This is a genomic window from Bacillus amyloliquefaciens DSM 7 = ATCC 23350 (assembly GCF_000196735.1).
Classification (GTDB): domain Bacteria; phylum Bacillota; class Bacilli; order Bacillales; family Bacillaceae; genus Bacillus; species Bacillus amyloliquefaciens.
In genome coordinates this window covers 3310336-3327772 of the sequence record NC_014551.1, presented here as the reverse complement: position 1 = coordinate 3327772, position 17437 = coordinate 3310336, and the positions used below count along the sequence as shown (strand labels likewise).

The following is a 17437-nucleotide window of genomic DNA, read 5'->3' as shown; positions in this document are numbered from 1 at the left end:
CGGACAACAGGATTTTTCAGAAAAACCTTCCAATCCATATTCAGAATAGTGTAGGATATTTATAGAGCTTTCCCAAAAACAGGTCATCAGATGACCGGATCAATATATTGAGGATGAAAGAGGGGTTCATCATGAAAGTCTCATTATTTGTCACGTGCCTTGTGGATATGTTCCAGACCAATGTCGGAAAGGCGACGGTTGAGTTGCTGGAACGGCTCGGGTGTGAGGTGGATTTTCCCGAGGGTCAGATTTGCTGCGGTCAGCCGGCATACAACAGCGGGTATGTGACGGATGCGAAAAAAGCGATGAAGCGGATGATTGCCGCGTTTGAGGAAGCGGAGTACGTCGTCAGTCCGTCAGGCTCCTGTACGACGATGTTCCGTGACTATCCGCATCTGTTTCAGGACGATCCGAAGTGGGCGGCAAAAGCGCAGCAGCTTGCAGACAAAACATATGAGTTAACAGATTTTATTGTCAATATTCTCGGGGTGGAGGATGTCGGTGCGGTGCTGCATAAAAAAGCGACATTACATACATCGTGCCACATGACAAGGCTGCTCGGCGTGTCGGAGGAGCCGATGAAGCTTTTGCGCCATGTGAAGGGGCTTGAGTTTACTCCGCTTCCCGGAAAACATCAATGCTGCGGGTTCGGCGGAACGTTTTCCGTGAAAATGGCGCAAATCTCCGAACAAATGGTGGATGAGAAGGTCGCCTGTGTGGAAGACACGGAGGCCGAGGTGCTGATCGGGGCGGATTGCGGCTGTCTGATGAATATCGGCGGGCGTCTTGACCGGAAAGAAAAAAACGTCAGAGTCATGCACATCGCCGAAGTGCTGAACAGCAGATAACGAGAAACAACAGGGGGGTAAAATCATGGCGATGAAAATCGGCACCGCCGCTTTTAAAGAGCGGGTATCAGAAGGAATAGATAATGAGTTTATGAGAGGAGCCGTCTCCGGAGCGCAGGAACGGCTCAGGACAAGAAGGCTTCAGGCGGCAGAGGAATTGGGAAACTGGGAGGATTGGCGTTCGCATGCGGAAGAAATCAGGCAGCATGTGCTGGACAATCTTGATTTCTATTTAGAACAGCTCGCCGAAAACGTCGCCAAAAGAGGCGGACACGTCTTTTTCGCCGAAACGGCGGAAGAAGCGTCCTCATATATCCGCGATGTCATTCGGCAGAAAAACGCCAAAAAAATCGTGAAATCCAAATCCATGGTGACAGAAGAAATCAATATGAACGAAGTGCTTGAGGAAGAGGGCTGTGAAGTCACAGAAACGGATCTGGGCGAATACATTCTCCAGATTGACGATCACGACCCGCCGTCACACATCGTTGCTCCCGCTCTTCACAAAAACAAAGAGCAGATCCGTGACGTGTTTAAAGAAAGACTCGGATACAAGCAGACGGAAAAACCGGAAGAGCTCGTTATGCACGCGCGCAGCGTTCTCCGGAAAAAATTTCTCGAAGCGGACGTCGGCATCACGGGCTGCAACTTTGCAATCGCGGATACTGGTTCAGTCAGTCTCGTGACAAACGAAGGAAACGGCCGCCTTGTGTCCGCGCTGCCGAAGACGCAGATTACCGTAATGGGAATGGAGCGGATCGTTCCTTCATTTTCTGAGTTTGAAGTGCTTGTCAGCATGCTGACGAGAAGCGCCGTCGGCCAGCGGCTTACAAGTTACATTACGGCGCTGACGGGCCCCCGGCGGGAGGGAGAAGCTGACGGACCGGAGGAATTCCATCTAGTGGTTGTGGACAATGGGCGTTCCCGCATACTCGGCACCGAATTTCAATCGGTGCTGCAATGTATCCGCTGCGCCGCCTGCATTAATGTCTGTCCCGTATACCGGCATGTCGGCGGACATTCGTACGGGTCCATCTATTCGGGCCCGATCGGCGCCGTCTTATCGCCGCTTCTCGGCGGATACGACGAGTATAAGGAGCTTCCGTACGCATCCTCCTTATGCGCGGCCTGTACGGAAGCGTGCCCCGTTAAAATTCCGCTGCACGAGCTCCTGCTCAAGCACCGGCAGAACATCGTGGAAAAAGAGGGCAAAGCGCCGTTCAGCGAAAAACTGGCCATGAAAGCCTTCGGGCTCGGCTCATCATCCCCGTCTCTTTATAAAATGGGATCAAAATGGGCGCCAGCCGCCATGATGCCGTTTACGGAAGATGACAAAATATCAAAAGGACCGGGACCGTTAAAGGGATGGACAACAGTCCGGGACTTCCCGGCGCCGCATAAATCGAGATTCCGAGATTGGTTTAAAGATCGGGAAACACAAAAGGAGGAAGAATGATGATGAAAGGGACGGTTAAACATCAGGAATCCTTTTTAAACCGGATTGCCGAAAGCCTGGGCAGAGAGCGCAGAAAATCAGGCGTGTCCCTGCCTGAATGGAAGTATCAGCCTCAATATGAAACGCACGCGGACTGTACGGAAGATGACCTTGTCATGATGCTGAAAGACCACTGTGTCAACATTCATACGGAGCTGATCGAAACGGATGCCGCCGGGCTTTACGCCGCTTTGCGCACGCAGGTGGAACGCTTTGAAGGGGGGCCTGTCATTATCCCGAAAGACAGCCGGTTTGAAACATACGGCCTGCAGAGCCTTATGACAGAAGAGTGGCCGGATGAAGGGATTCCGGTTTGGGAATGGGATGCGGAACAAGGAGCGAAAAATATTGAAAAAGCGGAACAGGCGAATGTGGGCATCACATTCAGCGAGATCACGCTTGCGGAATCAGCCACCGTCGTTTTGTATGCGTCAGAGCATGCCGGCCGTTCTGTCAGCCTGCTTCCGACCACCTATATCGCAATCATCCCGAAATCTTCCATTGTGCCGAGAATGACGCAGGCCAGTGATATATTGAAACAGCAGATCAGAGACGGCGTCACTGTTCCTTCCTGCATCAACTATATTACCGGACCGAGCAACTCGGCCGATATCGAAATGGATTTGGTTGTCGGCGTCCACGGACCCGTTAAAGCTGCTTATATCCTTGTGAATGACCGATAACAAAAACAACCCCCGGTTCAGTCCGGGGGCTGTTTTTATATAAACGCGTTAATGATCATGATAAAACAAATCGCACTGACAGAAATAATCGTTTCCATCGCCGTCCATGTCAGGAATGTTTCTTTCACCGTCATTCCGAAGTATTCTTTAATAAGCCAGAAACCGGAGTCGTTGACATGAGACAGAATCAAAGAACCCGCTCCTGTTGCTAAAACAAGAAGCTCGCTGCTGACGCCCGGCATGACAGATGCAATCGGTGCGACAATGCCGGCCGCCGTCATCATGGCGACAGTCGCTGAACCTGTGGCGACGCGTATGACTGCCGCGATCGTCCAGCTTAAAAGAACGGGAGAGAAGCTTGAATGCTTCGCCAGATCAGCGATATAAGTGCCGACGCCTGAATCAATCAGGACGTTGTTAAAAGCGCCGCCGGCTCCGATCACAAGCAGAATTGAAGCGATCGGTCCCAGACAGTCATTGCTGAATTTTAAAATGCTTTCTCTGTTAAAGCCCTGATAAAAACCAAGGCTGAAAAAGGAGTAAACCGTGGCGATCAAAAGCGCCGTGACAGGATCGCCGATAAATTTAAAAGTTTCATAGAGCGTGCTTTTTTCCGGAAGCGCAATTTCGGCAAGCGTTGCCATAAGCATCAGGATCACCGGTACCAATATCGTAAACAATGTATTTGCGAATCCAGGAAGCTTGTGTTTCTCATTCCGTTCAATAAATTGTTTTTTCAAAAGTTCGGGAACGGGTTTGTGAATGCGCTTACCAATCCATTTTCCGTAAAGCGGCCCCGCGATGATGGCAGTCGGAATGCCGACGATTAAAGAATACAAAATCGTTTTTCCGACATTTGCGTGATAAATGCCGACAGCCGCCATCGCCGCCGGGTGGGGCGGAACCAATCCGTGCACGACGGAAAGCCCCGCAAGGAGCGGAATCCCGATCGTCACTAATGAAACGCCGGTTTCAATCGCAATCGTAAACAAAAGCGGCACGAGCAGGACGAAGCCGACCTGGAAAAAGACCGGGATGCCTACGATAAAAGCAACGGCCATCATTGCCCAATGCACTTTCTTTTTGCCGAAGCGGCCGATCAGGGTGTGAGCGATCCGCTCCGCACCCCCTGATTCAGCCATCATTTTACCGAGCATCGTACCGAGAGCCAGCACGATCGCAAGCAGAGACAGCGTATTGCCGAGCCCGGTTTTCATCGAAGTGATAATGTCCGGAAGATGCATGCCCGTTGCGAAACCGACAAGGATGGATGTAATCAAAAGACTGATAAAAGGATTTAACTTAGCGACTGTAATCAATAAGAGTAAAACGATAATAGCGGCAATGACAATAAACAGTAACATGACCTTTTCACCCTTTCAAAGAAGAATTAACGGCTTTGTTTGAGCTGAAATTCACTGATGACGTCAAATTCATCTTTGAGCTTGTCATACAGCCGCTCGTATAAGTAAAACAGCTCAATATATGTTTCGCTGTTTTTGACATTTGGTTCATGGCGGTGAGAAATTCTGATCCAGTCCTGAACATCCTCAATCCGTTCCATTTCGCCAAGGCTGTGTAAAGCGAGGACGGCAGCTCCGAGCGCCGAGGCTTCATAACTTTCCGGTACGAGAACTTCCCGCCCCATCGTATCGGACAAAATCTGTCTCCACAGCGGCGACCTCGCAAATCCGCCTGATGCCCGCACGTCTTTTGCGGGACCCGCCAAATCTCTCAGTGCGACCCCGATTGAAAAGACGCTCATGATGACGCCTTCCAGCACCGCTCTGATAAAATGCTCCCGTTTATGGCGGAGGCTGATGCCGAAAAACGTTCCGCGGGCATTCGGATTCCAAAACGGCGCGCGCTCTCCTGATAAAAACGGCAGAAACAGCAATCCCTCAGAACCTGCGGGCACTTTATCCGCGATATCAATCATTAAATCGTACGGATCAACGCCCAGCCGCTTCGCCGTTTCGACTTCCGGAGAAGCGAATTCATCACGAAGCCAGCGCAGCATAATGCCTCCGTTATTCGTCGGGCCGCCGATGACCCAATGCTTGTCAGTCAACGCGTAACAGAACGTCCGCGCTTTTTCATCCGTAATCGGCGTATCCGTCACCGAACGCACGGCACCGCTTGTTCCGATCGTAACGGCGACCTCGCCTTTGCCGATCGCGCCTACTCCCAGGTTCGCGAGCACGCCGTCATTTGCGCCGATGACAAACGGGGTATCCGCATGAATGCCCATCCGTGCCGCGATTTCCGGCGCAAGGCCGCGCAGCTGATGAGTGGTCGGCACGATGTCCGACAGCTGATCTTCCCGGATTCCGGCAATCCGGAGCGCTTCTTCATCCCAGGAAAGCGTCTCTAAACGGAACAGCCCCGTTGCCGAAGCAATGGAATAATCGACGACATATGTCCCGAAAAACTCGTGCAGAATATATTCCTTAATACTGATGAATTTGGCGGTTTTCGCGAATGTCTCCTTATCCTGCTCTCTCATCCACACAATTTTGGAAAGCGGGGACATCGGGTGAATCGGTGTACCCGTCCTTTTATAAATATCGAAACCGTTCATCTCTTTTATAATCCGTTTTGATTGCTCAGCGCTGCGGTTGTCCGCCCAAATGATGCTTTTGGTCAGCAGGCCGCCGTGCTGATCGACAGCAATCAATGAGTGCATGGCGGTGCTGATACCGATTGCAAGCAGGTTGTCAGGACTCAGTCCGGCCTTTGTGACGGCGCCCCTGATGCTTCCGATAACCGCTTCCAAAATGTGCTCAGGATCCTGCTCGGCCCATGCCGGCTTTGGCTGTATTAAATCATAGTGAACCGAATGCTTGGCTAACACTTTGCCTCTTGGTCCGAACAGAACGGCTTTCGTACTGGTCGTGCCGATATCCAGACCGATAACAGCTTGGGTTTCCTTCATATATATCCCGCCTAATCTAATTGAATAATAAGATAGATTGATAATGTATGCCCTTACAAAGTCAATTATAGGAATAATTTTTTTATAAATCAACGATGAAGAAGAAAAATTTTTTCATAAAATTGCCTCATTTCCCGCTGTATCGGCATTTCTCTTTTGAAAAATAAATATTCAGAAAGCGATTACAAACGTTTGTGCGCGATCATTTTTCTGATTTTCTGCAAGTTGGCGAGCGTTTTCTCCTGCCGCAGACGGGCAGTTGCGAAATACAGTGTATCAATGACTGTCAGCTGGGCGAGTCTTGCGGACATCGCTTCCGTTCTGAAGGCCGTCTCCCTTGTTGATGTATACAGCACAACGTCGGAAATCTGGGTGAGCGGCGATTTTTGATAGCTTGTAATGCCGATCGTTCCTGCGCCGAGCGATTTGGCCGTTTTCACTGCGTCGAGCACATCTTTGTTGCTCCCCGAATGAGAAATGCCGATGACCGCGCTTCCGGGACCGAGAAGACCCGCTGACATCGCCTGAAAGTGAGAATCCGTATGCGCGATGCAGTTTATGCCCGTACGCATAAACTTATGATACGCGTCAGTGGCGATCAGCCCGGAGCCGCCGTTTCCGTAAAATTCGATTCTGTCTGCGCTGTGAATCATCTCTACCGCCTTTTCAACATCGGCCGGATCTAGTAAATGGAAGGTATCAGTCAGGCCGGAAATATTTGCGCGGAAAACTTTCTGAATGATGACTTCGATATCGTCATCGGGGCTCATTTCTTCATGAATGTGCTGTACCGGCTCCTGAACGATCTCCTGAGCAAGCGTGATTTTTAAATCCTGATAGCCGGTAAAACCGAGACGCTTGCACAGCCTGAAAATCGTCGCTTCAGAGCTTTTCGTTTTTTCCGCCAGCTGAATGATGGAGAGGTGAACCACGTCTTTCGGTTCCTTCACGATATGGTCTGCAATCGCTCTCAATTTTGGCGACAAGCCTTTGCTGGCAGCCTGAATCTTCCCGATGCTGCTTGAATTGACAGGGGTCATGCTATAACCTCCTTACTCGAATGTAAACGCATACTTTTATGATAAAGCAAGTTTCAATATAAGGAAAACAGAATTTTAAAATTGTTTTTTCGATTTAAAATATAAAAAAAAGAGAAAGGCCGCCGATGATAAAAAGTGAGGAGGAATCTGGATGAAAAAAGCATGGATTCTCGTCATTTCATTCGGCATTGCGCTTGCCCTGTTTTTATACGCAAATACAAAGGTAAAAGCGGAAAGCGCGGCACCCGGAAAGCAAAGCCCGGTTTCCGGATTTCTGCTGAGATTTTTAAATGACTTGGAAGGGCAATAAGCGGCAAAAATTATGTATTGACTTTGAAAATAGAAGACTGTATATTATGTTACTATATTCAGAAAATAAAAACTCAAGAGATTCATTTAACATAAAACACTGTGAACGGGAGCAGTAAAAGAATCCAGTCAGAAAAAGAGAGCCGCGGGGTGGTGCAACGCGGACTGATTGTTCTTTGAACTCGCCCGGAAGTGGCAGGGCGGAACGGAATTGTCGGAATATTCCCTATGTCCTAACGGCTGACCTTCGTTAAAAGGTTTAAAAGCTGGATTCCGGATATTCGGGATCAACAAGAGTGGTACCGCGGCTGCCTGAGGCACGCCGTCTCTTTTCTAAAAAGAGGCGGCGTGCTTTTTTATGTGATGAACAATTTTTTGCGAGAGGGCGTGTGATAGATGGAAAAGGACAAGCAAACGTTAAAACGGACGATGTCGTCCAGACACATTATGATGATGGCGCTTGGAGGCGCGATCGGAGCCGGGCTTTTTAAAGGCAGCAGCACGGCGATTGATGAAGCCGGGCCGTCCGTATTATTGGCCTATCTCCTCGGCGGAATTATTCTGCTGTTTATTATGCAGGGGCTGGCTGAAATGGCTGTCCGAAATAAAAATGCAAGGACGTTCCGTGATTTGGTTCAGCAGTCTCTCGGTTCGTACGCTGCATACTTTTTAGACTGGATTTATTGGAAAATGTGGGTGCTCAATATTGCCGCAGAAGCGGTAGTAGCCGCAATTTTTATTCAATATTGGCTGCCGGAATGTCCGATATGGATATTGGCTCTAATCATTTCCATCGTTGTTACGGTCGTTAATATGCTTTCTGTTAAGCTGTTTGCCGAGACAGAGTACTGGCTCGCGCTTATTAAAATTACGGTGATTGTCATCTTTATTTTATGCGGTATTCTGCTGTTATTTTTCTCATTCGGCAATCACACGGCACCGGGGCTGTCTCATCTAACGAACCACGGCGGGTTTTTCCCGCATGGAGCGGGGGGCGTCATTACGGCGATGCTCGTTGTGATCTACTCATACGGCGGAACGGAAATCATCGGCGTCACGCTGGCGGAGACAAAAAATCCTGAAAAGGTGATTCCGAAAGCTGTCCGCAGCACGTTAACGCGGATTGTCGCTTTTTACTTGCTGCCGTTTTTCATCATCGTCAGCCTGATTCCTTGGAATCAAGTTAACAGCGTTCCCGAAAGCCCGTTTGTCATCGTATTTAAGATGATCGGAATTCCGGGTGCCGACCATATTATGAACGCCGTCATTCTTCTTGCGATTATCTCGTCCATGAACTCGGGACTGTACGGATCATCCCGCGTCTTGTTTACGCAGGCTTCTGACGGCCGGGTGCCGAAAGTCTTTTCAAAACTATCAAAGAAAAAGGTCCCCGTTTATGCGATTCTTACATGTACGTCGTTTTTATATGTAGGCGTTCTGATTTCTTTATTTGCAGGAAGCCAGACGTTTAATTATTTGATGGGGTCACTAGGCTATACCGTGCTGTTCATTTGGCTGATTATCGGGTTCGCCCATCTGAAATCAAGAAAACATGCAGCGGAACAGCCCGCTTATTACGTAAAATGGTTCCCGTACACCACATGGTTCGCGGTGCTTGCGCTTTTGGCCATCCTGATCGGCGTGATTGCCACGACATCAATCGTCATTACATGCATCACGGCGGCCATCTATCTGCTCATTACGGCTGCGTATCTTGTGAAAGGGAGACGCCAATAAATAAAAAACTCTTGCCCCGCGGCAAGAGTTTTTTTAATGAACGGCCTTTTTTTCTGCGGCCAAAGCAGGTGTTTTCAGTTTCTTCGGTGTTATATTCACAAAACAGATGCTTGTGACGATCAGAAGCAGTCCGGCCAAAAGGCTGACGGTCAGCGGCTCATGCAGGAAAATCGAGCTGACGACAATGGAAATGAGCGGGATCAGGAAGGTGTAAGAGGCAACCTTGCTTGCTTCCCCTGAACCGACAAGCGTAAAAAAGACGAGCCAGCCGAGCGCGATGACAAATACCGAAATAAATAGAAGGCTGAGAATGAACGGAGCTTTCCATTGAATCGCTGAAAAGCTTTCCGAAAAACTGCCTGAGCTGACAAGCAGCCCGCCGCCGATCAGAAGCTGAAGAGCGACCATCCAGATGGAATCCACGCGTCCTCCCGTTCTTTTCATAAATACCGTGCCGAGCGCCCAGCTGACCGCAGAGCCTAATGCCAGAAGAATGCCGGCGATGGAAATATGGCCTCCGAAACCGGCTGCGCTGATGACGGCGACACCGGCGAAGCCCAGAATAAGACCGGCTATTTTCAAAGGAAACATCGGTTCCCCGAGCCACAGCCAAGAAAAAACGCCCATTAAGACCGGCTGGAAAAACACAATGGCTGAAAATAAGCCGGCGGGCAGGTAGTTCAAGCCGACCGTTTGCAGGCCGTAAAATAAAGTGATATTTAAAATAGCAGAAATAAGATAGATCGGCCACGTTTCTTTAAAACGCAGCTTTTTAAAACGGGGCACCGCAACCATTAACAGCAGCAGTCCGCCGATCAGCGTGCGGATTCCGGCAAACAGAAGGGGCGGCGAATAGGCGAGCGCTGCCTTTGTCAGCGGCCAGTTAATCCCCCATACCGTGACTAAAAACGCCAGCATGAGAGCCGTCTGTATTCTCGAAAGCTGTTTCACGTCGTTCACTCCTTGTAGAACAATTCCATCATATGATACGGTAATCAGTAAGATAAATAAAATGAATCTTTTTTATAAGGAGCATAAGTAAAACGTTATGACGATTACACAACTGCGGGTTTTTGTTCAAATTGCTGAAACGGGAAGTTTTACAAAAGCAGGGCAGGCGCTGAATATGACGCAGCCCGCCGTCAGTCATGCCATCTCGGCGCTTGAGACGGAGCTCGGCATCAAGCTGATCATCCGGGAACGCCGCAACGGCTTAAGGCTCACGGACACGGGCAAAAAAATTCTCGTACATATCAGAGAGGTGCTCAAAGGCATAGAAAAAGCGGAGCAGCTGGCGGCCGCGGAAAGAGGGCTTGAACAGGGAACGATTCACATCGGCACATTTCCGGCCGCTTCCGCTTATTTCATTCCAAAGCTGATCAGCGTGTTTAAAAAACGGTATCCGAAGCTTGAACTGGTGCTGCATGAAGGAACGGCGGACGAAGTGAAGGAGTGGCTGCAATCCCGGATGATTGATGCGGGCATTTTGCTTTTTCCGACAGAGGATATGGATTATTTCCTGTTGAAAAAAGACAAAATGGCAGCGGTTATGCATAGGGATCACCCTCTCGCCGCACGCTCAACCGTAACAATAAAGGATCTGGACGGCGAACCGATGGTGGTCTGCGACGGCGGTTACACGTCCCCTTTTTCCGGTTTGTTTAAACAAGCCGGTGCCGAACTTTGCGCGCCTTTACCGTTTTTAATGTCAGCACATCCATTAATATGGTGCGGGAGGGGTTAGGCATGGCAATCTTATCGGAAATGTCTATGGCCGGCAATCCTCTTCCGGAAGAAGTGGTGATTAAAGAGTTTACCCCGGATGTATTCAGGGAGGTGCAGCTGGCGGTTCCTTCTATAAAAGACGCCTCACTTGCCGCCAAGCTTTTTATTGAAATTGCCGAGGAGCTGTTCATCCGTAAGAAAACCGCCGCTGACTGATTGTTCGAAGATCATCGAATCAAATTGTTTAACTCACGGGAAAAGCTGTGGTAAGGTGTGTGGTAGAGACCTTGTTTAAGATCTGCTTACACTAAACCATAAAGGAGAAAACGATGGCTGAACATACATTGAAAGATACTGCGTTTTCCGTATTGAATTTATCGCCGGTCGTACAGGGGGGAACGGTTGCTGAATCGTTCCGCAACAGCATGGATTTAGCGCGCCGCGCCGAGGAGTGGGGCTATAACCGCTACTGGCTGGCGGAGCATCATAATATAGAAGGAGTTGCCAGCTCGGCAACGTCAGTGCTGATCGGCCACATTGCCGGCGGCACGAAAAAAATCCGCGTCGGTTCAGGCGGCATTATGCTGCCGAACCACTCGTCGCTTGTGATCGCGGAGCAATTCGGAACCCTTGAAACGTTATATCCGGGGCGGATTGACCTCGGGCTCGGACGCGCTCCGGGAACCGACCAATTAACGGCGAGAGCTTTAAGAAGAAATATAAACAGCGGAGAAGATTTTCCGGAGCAGCTTGAAGAATTGAGAAATTACTTTAAACCGTCAGGCAATGTGCGTAATCAAGTCCGCGCCATTCCAGGCGAAGGGCTGGACGTGCCGATCTGGCTTTTGGGCTCAAGCGGCTTCAGCGCGCGTCTTGCGGGTGAGCTCGGGCTTCCGTTCGCCTTTGCGGCTCACTTCTCACCGAAAAACACCGTGCCCGCCCTTGAGATGTACCGAAGCTCCTTCCGCCCGTCAGACGTACTGGATAAACCGTACGCGATGGTCGGCGTCACCGTCATTGCCGCGGATACGGATGAAAAGGCGGAGCATCTGGCGACATCGCATTATCAAAGATTTTTAGACCTCGTACGCGGTACACCGAATCAGCTGAAACCTCCTGTTGAAGACATGGATCAAATCTGGTCGCCGTATGAAAAAGCGATGGTCAATGAACAGCTCAGTTCAACGATCGTCGGCGGACCTGATCGTGTGAAGGAAAAGCTGGAAAGCTTCATCCGGACAACACAGGCGGATGAAATCATGGTGAATTCTGAAAGCTTTGAGCATGCCGACAGAATGCGGTCGTTTGAAATTATTGCTGAATTAAAAAACAGCTGAGCAAAAAAGCAATGTGCCGTGCACATTGCTTTTTTCATTCGCCGATCCGCCTGACGGAATTCCGGATGACGAGTTCCGGTTCATACACGACGTCATCTTGCTTCGGTTTTTTATGTTCTAAGCAGTCGATGACGTATTTTGCCGCCGCTTTCCCCATAATGGATTTCGGGTGCTTGACAGAGGTGAGCTTCACCTCGGAAATCTGGGCGAAATGTGAATCATCATAGCCCATGACTGACACGTCATCAGGCACCTTTAAGCTGAATTCTCTGAGAAGATTAATTGTCTTCAGCGCAATTTCATCATTATAACAAAGAATGGCCGTCGGGTATGATCCGCTGTTTTGCTCAAGGGTATCCTTAATCTTTTGGAGAAGCACGGTTTCTTTTTCCTCAGTCGTGTAAGTTACGATCATGTCCGGAGACGGGAAGATCCCGCGCTCCCGATGCGCCTGCAGATAGCCGTTCATCCGTTTGACGCCCTGCGTGTCATCCGCTTTAAAAATTCCCATAATGTGCGTGTGGCCGAGGGACATGACGTATTCGCAAGCCATCATGCCGCCTTTGACATCATTGACGGAAAAGCTCGGTGCGGCCAGCTCCGCATAAGAAGCGTTAATCATGGCAAACGGAATGCCGTTTTTCTCCAGATTGAGATAATAGCCGATGTTGGGCGTCTGCAGCGCGCTTTTCGTAGGCTCGACAATCAGCCCGTCTATATTTTTAGACAGCAGGTTTTCAAGGCCGCGTCGTTCACTTTCTGTATTGTTGTTGGTGCTCGTCAGCAGCATGGAATAGCCTTGTTCGCTTAAATAAGATTCGATTCCTCTGATGATGCTCGGGAAAATATAGTCTGATATGTACGTTGTAATGACGCCGATCGTTTTGTTTGAATGCATGGCTGATTTCGCCGTGCGTGAAGCGACAAAGGTGCCTCCGCCCTGAACGCTGTACAGCAGCCCCTGCGAGACCAAATCCCCGATCGCTTTTCTGATGGTATGGCGGCTGACGCCGAACTGCTGCATCAGCTCATTTTCCGTAGGCAGCTTTTGGTCAGGCTGTATTTTCCCTTGATTCAGCCATGAACAAATTTCTTCTTTTACTTGAGCATATTTCGGTAGCATATCAATTCCTCCAAAATGTATACGGACAAATTCCAGTATAACATAGTAAGCCCTTTCATCAAGTCGTAAAAACAATTGACAGATTCTGAAAAACTGCTTATTCTTTATTTGTACGTACTAATTTTCCTTATTTTTAGATAAAATTCTTTATAAGTACGTACAAATGTAATAGTGCTCTGATTTGTAAGCGTTTTTATTCTATTATTCGCGGGAGGGTAAAAATTCATGAAGAATCACCCGGCACCAATTGGCTCAAATGTACCTGTCACTCGGGAGCATTCGAAGTGGTTTGTCATTCTTATCTCATGCGCGGCCGGACTGGGAGGGCTTTTGTACGGTTATGACACGGCGGTTATTTCCGGCGCCATCGGTTTTCTGAAAGACTTGTACCGTTTAAGTCCTTTTATGGAAGGACTCGTGATTTCAAGCATTATGATCGGCGGTGTTTTCGGCGTCGGTATTTCCGGATTTTTGAGTGACCGTTTCGGACGGAGAAAGGTTCTGATGGCAGCGGCCCTTTTGTTTGCGGTGTCAGCGGTTGTCTCTGCGCTTTCTCAAAGTGTGTCTTCCTTAATTATCGCCAGAGTCATCGGCGGTCTGGAGATCGGAATGGGCTCCTCGCTTTCTGTCACCTATATTACCGAAGCCGCTCCTCCGGCCATACGCGGCAGTCTGTCCTCACTGTATCAGCTGTTTACGATATTAGGGATCTCCGGCACTTATTTTATTAACCTCGCCGTCCAGCAGTCCGGCTCATATGAATGGGGGGTGCACACCGGCTGGCGGTGGATGCTCGCTTACGGCATGATTCCGTCTGTCATCTTTTTTATCGTGCTGCTTATCGTGCCGGAAAGTCCGCGCTGGCTTGCAAAAGCGGGGCGCAGGAATGAAGCTCTCGCCGTGCTGACGCGCATTAACGGCGAGCAGACCGCGAAAGAAGAAATCAAACAAATCGAAACGTCTTTACAATTAGAAAAAATGGGTTCGTTGTCTCAGCTGTTTAAACCGGGGCTGAGAAAAGCGCTTGTGATCGGGATTCTGCTGGCTCTGTTCAATCAGGTCATCGGCATGAACGCGATTACGTATTACGGGCCGGAAATCTTCAAAATGATGGGCTTCGGGCAGAATGCGGGGTTTGTCACGACATGCATCGTCGGTGTCGTCGAAGTGATTTTCACCATTATCGCGGTTCTTTTAGTCGATAAAGTTGGCCGGAAAAAGCTGATGGGGGTCGGATCAGCCTTTATGGCGCTGTTCATGATCTTAATCGGGGCATCCTTTTATTTTCAGCTGGCAAGCGGTCCGGCTTTAGTCGTCATTATATTGGGATTCGTCGCCGCTTTCTGCGTTTCAGTCGGGCCGATTACGTGGATCATGATTTCAGAAATCTTCCCGAATCACCTCCGTGCACGCGCCTCGCCGGTATTGCAACAATATTCTTATGGGGGGCGAATTGGGCGATCGGCCAGTTTGTGCCGATGATGATCAGCGGGCTGGGTCTTGCGTACACCTTCTGGATATTCGCCGTCATTAATATTCTCTGTTTCTTGTTCGTCGTGACGATCTGCCCTGAGACGAAAAATAAATCATTAGAAGAAATAGAAAAGCTCTGGATAAAATGAAAGCGTTTTACGACAAAATCCCGCTCCGGCGGGCTTTTGTCTGTCACCTTCATTCCGTTTCTGTATATAATGACTGTATCAAGGAGATACTGGTAAATGTTGCGAAGAATGTCGAGGAATTGACCTTTAACAGTTGAATTAACAATGTCAGCCTGTTAAAATAATTAAAGAAAGCAGACATAATTTTTTTTGGCTATGATGGGACGTTTTTTGTCATAGCGGGACATTTTCTGTCCAGTATGAATAGGAAGGAACGTTTGAGTCATGAACCAGTTAATACAAGCTCAAAAAAAATTATTGCCTGATCTTTTGCTTGTGATGCAGAAAAGATTTGAAATCTTGCAGTATATCAGGCTTACTGAACCGATCGGCCGCAGAAGCCTTGCAGCCAGTCTCGGATTGACCGAGCGCGTTCTCAGAAGCGAGGTTCAGTTTTTGAAAGAACAGAATCTCATCGATATAAAAACAAACGGCATGACACTGACGGAAGAGGGCTATTCACTGCTTTCGATTCTGGAAGATACGATGAAGGATGTTTTAGGATTGACGCTTTTGGAAAAGACATTAAAGGAACGTCTTAATCTGAAAGACGCCATTATCGTTTCCGGAGACAGCGACCAATCTCCTTGGGTCAAAAAAGAATTAGGGAGAGCGGCCGTCGCATGTATGAAAAAGAGATTTTCAGGCAAAAATATCGTCGCTGTAACCGGCGGTACGACAATTGAAGCTGTCGCCGATATGATGACGCCGGATTCAAAAAACCGCGAGCTCCTGTTTGTGCCTGCAAGAGGCGGTTTAGGTGAAAACGTCAAAAATCAGGCGAACACCATATGCGCGCATATGGCGGAAAAAGCTTCAGGCACTTACCGGCTTTTGTTTGTTCCCGGACAGCTGTCACAAGGCGCCTACTCATCTATTATTGAAGAGCCTTCCGTAAAAGAGGTGCTTCACACGATTAAATCAGCGAGTATGCTCGTTCACGGAATCGGCGAAGCTAGAACAATGGCGGAACGAAGAAACACGCCTTTGGAAGATTTGAAGAAAATAGATGACAATCATGCGGTGACAGAGGCATTCGGCTACTACTTTAATGCGGACGGAGAAGTCGTTCACAAAGTGCATTCAGTCGGAATGCAGCTCGATGATCTCGGCGCCATTCCCGACATTATCGCAGTAGCGGGCGGATCATCAAAAGCAGAAGCAATTGAAGCTTATTTTAAAAAGCAGCGAAACACGGTTCTCGTCACGGACGAAGGAGCCGCAAAGAAGTTATTAAGGGATAAAAGTCCCTCAATATAAATATCTCTCACTTATTTAAAGGAGGAAACAATCATGGCAGTAAAAGTCGGTATTAACGGTTTTGGTCGTATTGGACGTAACGTATTCCGCGCAGCATTAAACAATCCTGAAGTTGAGGTAGTAGCGGTTAACGATTTAACAGACGCTAACATGCTTGCTCATCTTTTACAATATGATTCCGTACACGGAAAATTAGACGCAGAAGTTAAAGTTGACGGCAGCAACCTTGTTGTTAACGGCAAAACAATCGAAGTTTCTGCTGAGCGCGATCCTGCGAAACTCAGCTGGGGCAAACAAGGCGTTGAAATCGTAGTTGAATCTACTGGTTTCTTCACAAAACGCGCAGACGCTGCGAAACATTTAGAAGCTGGCGCGAAAAAAGTTATCATCTCTGCACCTGCTAACGAAGAAGATATCACAATCGTTATGGGTGTTAACGAAGACAAATACGATGCGGCTAACCACCATGTTATCTCTAACGCATCTTGCACAACAAACTGCCTTGCGCCGTTTGCAAAAGTACTTAACGACAAATTCGGCATCAAACGCGGTATGATGACAACTGTTCACTCTTACACAAACGATCAGCAAATTCTTGATCTTCCGCACAAAGACTACCGTCGTGCGCGTGCAGCAGCTGAAAACATCATTCCTACATCAACTGGTGCTGCTAAAGCAGTTTCCCTCGTTCTTCCTGAACTGAAAGGCAAACTGAACGGCGGAGCTATGCGTGTGCCGACTCCAAACGTTTCTCTTGTTGACTTAGTTGCTGAACTGAACAAAGACGTAACGGCTGAAGACGTAAACGCAGCTCTTAAAGAAGCGGCTGAAGGCGACCTTAAAGGAATCCTTGGCTACAGCGAAGAGCCATTAGTATCCGGAGACTACAACGGCAATGCTAACTCTTCTACAATCGATGCTCTTTCTACAATGGTTATGGAAGGCAGCATGGTAAAAGTAATCTCTTGGTACGATAACGAAAGCGGCTATTCTAACCGCGTTGTTGACCTTGCAGCTTACATCGCAAAACAAGGTCTTTAATTCATAGCTCCCGGAAAGGGCCGGACTTGGTTCTTTCGGACAGAAACGCTATAATGAAAGCGGACAAGGGAAGGGGACGGACTCCCTTTCCCTTTTTCCATGAGGACCGGCTTTCAGAAAGCGCCGGATTGCTGCAGAACGTCCGCGTTTTGCAGTTTCCGCGGCACTTTCGTTTTCGGGGCCGCCTGCCCTGGCTCAGAAGACGATCTGCCCCGTGCCGAGAAGCTGCAATCTGCCCCGCGG

The 17437-nt window shown here is 48.8% G+C and carries 13 protein-coding genes, 2 pseudogenes and 1 other annotated feature; of the genes and pseudogenes, 10 read left to right on the top strand and 5 right to left on the bottom strand.

Annotated features, from left to right (window positions below):
- Positions 1-131: 131 nt before the first annotated feature.
- Genes BAMF_RS37165 through BAMF_RS37155 form a run of 3 tightly spaced genes read left to right on the top strand, consistent with a single transcriptional unit; the run spans position 132 to position 3026 of the window.
- Positions 132-848, top strand: a complete 717-nt coding sequence (locus BAMF_RS37165) for a (Fe-S)-binding protein (RefSeq protein ID WP_013353675.1) — start codon at positions 132-134, stop codon at positions 846-848.
- Positions 849-873: 25 nt separating this feature from the next.
- Positions 874-2304 (top strand): LutB/LldF family L-lactate oxidation iron-sulfur protein, encoded by a 1431-nt coding sequence (locus BAMF_RS37160; protein ID WP_013353674.1) that lies wholly within the window; start codon positions 874-876, stop codon positions 2302-2304.
- Positions 2304-3026, top strand: a complete 723-nt coding sequence (locus BAMF_RS37155) for a LutC/YkgG family protein (RefSeq protein WP_014471054.1) — start codon at positions 2304-2306, stop codon at positions 3024-3026. The genes BAMF_RS37160 and BAMF_RS37155 overlap by 1 nt, the downstream gene beginning before the upstream one ends.
- Positions 3027-3061: 35 nt before the next feature.
- Here the strand turns inward: BAMF_RS37155 and BAMF_RS37150 are convergent, their stop codons facing one another.
- The 3 genes from BAMF_RS37150 to BAMF_RS37140 all read right to left on the bottom strand — a co-directional run bounded on the left by BAMF_RS37150 (position 3062) and on the right by BAMF_RS37140 (position 7001).
- The gene (locus BAMF_RS37150; RefSeq protein ID WP_013353672.1) at positions 3062-4390 is read right to left on the bottom strand and encodes a GntP family permease; all 1329 of its coding nucleotides are present in this window, start codon (positions 4388-4390) and stop codon (positions 3062-3064) included.
- Between the two features lie 26 nt (positions 4391-4416).
- Positions 4417-5961, bottom strand: a complete 1545-nt coding sequence (gene gntK / locus BAMF_RS37145) for a gluconokinase (RefSeq protein WP_013353671.1) — start codon at positions 5959-5961, stop codon at positions 4417-4419.
- A 182-nt stretch (positions 5962-6143) separates the two neighbouring features.
- Positions 6144-7001 (bottom strand): MurR/RpiR family transcriptional regulator, encoded by an 858-nt coding sequence (locus tag BAMF_RS37140; RefSeq protein WP_013353670.1) that lies wholly within the window; start codon positions 6999-7001, stop codon positions 6144-6146.
- 151 nt (positions 7002-7152) lie between these two features.
- Here BAMF_RS37140 and BAMF_RS41595 point away from each other — a divergent pair, with 151 nt between their 5' ends.
- Together BAMF_RS41595 and BAMF_RS37135 are read left to right on the top strand one after the other, a co-directional pair.
- The gene (locus BAMF_RS41595) at positions 7153-7311 is read left to right on the top strand and encodes a hypothetical protein (protein ID WP_014471053.1); all 159 of its coding nucleotides are present in this window, start codon (positions 7153-7155) and stop codon (positions 7309-7311) included.
- A 92-nt stretch (positions 7312-7403) separates the two neighbouring features.
- Positions 7404-7643 (top strand) — a binding site (T-box leader).
- Between the two features lie 63 nt (positions 7644-7706).
- The gene (locus BAMF_RS37135; protein ID WP_013353669.1) at positions 7707-9047 is read left to right on the top strand and encodes an amino acid permease; all 1341 of its coding nucleotides are present in this window, start codon (positions 7707-7709) and stop codon (positions 9045-9047) included.
- 33 nt (positions 9048-9080) lie between these two features.
- Here BAMF_RS37135 and BAMF_RS37130 read toward each other — a convergent pair whose 3' ends face one another.
- Positions 9081-9998: a DMT family transporter gene (locus BAMF_RS37130; protein ID WP_013353668.1), complete on the bottom strand. Its 918-nt coding sequence runs from the start codon at positions 9996-9998 to the stop codon at positions 9081-9083.
- 97 nt (positions 9999-10095) lie between these two features.
- Here BAMF_RS37130 and BAMF_RS37125 point away from each other — a divergent pair.
- Together BAMF_RS37125 and BAMF_RS37120 are read left to right on the top strand one after the other, a co-directional pair.
- Positions 10096-10988: pseudogene (locus BAMF_RS37125) on the top strand (LysR family transcriptional regulator).
- A 113-nt stretch (positions 10989-11101) separates the two neighbouring features.
- Positions 11102-12109: an LLM class flavin-dependent oxidoreductase gene (locus BAMF_RS37120; protein ID WP_013353666.1), complete on the top strand. Its 1008-nt coding sequence runs from the start codon at positions 11102-11104 to the stop codon at positions 12107-12109.
- A 34-nt stretch (positions 12110-12143) separates the two neighbouring features.
- Here BAMF_RS37120 and BAMF_RS37115 read toward each other — a convergent pair whose 3' ends face one another.
- Complete coding sequence (locus tag BAMF_RS37115; protein ID WP_013353665.1) at positions 12144-13232, bottom strand: GntR family transcriptional regulator; 1089 nt, start codon at positions 13230-13232, stop codon at positions 12144-12146.
- 225 nt (positions 13233-13457) lie between these two features.
- On the opposite strand from BAMF_RS37115, the pseudogene BAMF_RS37110 reads away from it, so the two are divergent.
- From BAMF_RS37110 to gap, 3 genes and pseudogenes are all read left to right on the top strand, one after another.
- Positions 13458-14854: pseudogene (locus BAMF_RS37110) on the top strand (sugar porter family MFS transporter).
- 264 nt (positions 14855-15118) lie between these two features.
- The gene (cggR, locus tag BAMF_RS37105; RefSeq protein WP_013353663.1) at positions 15119-16153 is read left to right on the top strand and encodes a gapA transcriptional regulator CggR; all 1035 of its coding nucleotides are present in this window, start codon (positions 15119-15121) and stop codon (positions 16151-16153) included.
- 33 nt (positions 16154-16186) lie between these two features.
- Positions 16187-17194 (top strand): type I glyceraldehyde-3-phosphate dehydrogenase, encoded by a 1008-nt coding sequence (gene gap / locus BAMF_RS37100; RefSeq protein WP_003151611.1) that lies wholly within the window; start codon positions 16187-16189, stop codon positions 17192-17194.
- The last annotated feature ends 243 nt before the right edge of the window (positions 17195-17437 follow it).

Coding starts and splice junctions, on each gene's coding strand:
- cggR (WP_013353663.1), top strand. CDS start 15,119: ATGAACCAGTTAATACAAGCTCAAAAAAAATTATTGCCTGATCTTTTG.
- BAMF_RS37165 (WP_013353675.1), top strand. CDS start 132: ATGAAAGTCTCATTATTTGTCACGTGCCTTGTGGATATGTTCCAGACC.
- BAMF_RS41595 (WP_014471053.1), top strand. CDS start 7,153: ATGAAAAAAGCATGGATTCTCGTCATTTCATTCGGCATTGCGCTTGCC.
- BAMF_RS37140 (WP_013353670.1), bottom strand. CDS start 7,001: ATGACCCCTGTCAATTCAAGCAGCATCGGGAAGATTCAGGCTGCCAGC.
- BAMF_RS37155 (WP_014471054.1), top strand. CDS start 2,304: ATGATGAAAGGGACGGTTAAACATCAGGAATCCTTTTTAAACCGGATT.
- BAMF_RS37120 (WP_013353666.1), top strand. CDS start 11,102: ATGGCTGAACATACATTGAAAGATACTGCGTTTTCCGTATTGAATTTA.
- BAMF_RS37150 (WP_013353672.1), bottom strand. CDS start 4,390: ATGTTACTGTTTATTGTCATTGCCGCTATTATCGTTTTACTCTTATTG.
- BAMF_RS37115 (WP_013353665.1), bottom strand. CDS start 13,232: ATGCTACCGAAATATGCTCAAGTAAAAGAAGAAATTTGTTCATGGCTG.
- gap (WP_003151611.1), top strand. CDS start 16,187: ATGGCAGTAAAAGTCGGTATTAACGGTTTTGGTCGTATTGGACGTAAC.
- gntK (WP_013353671.1), bottom strand. CDS start 5,961: ATGAAGGAAACCCAAGCTGTTATCGGTCTGGATATCGGCACGACCAGT.
- BAMF_RS37135 (WP_013353669.1), top strand. CDS start 7,707: ATGGAAAAGGACAAGCAAACGTTAAAACGGACGATGTCGTCCAGACAC.
- BAMF_RS37160 (WP_013353674.1), top strand. CDS start 874: ATGGCGATGAAAATCGGCACCGCCGCTTTTAAAGAGCGGGTATCAGAA.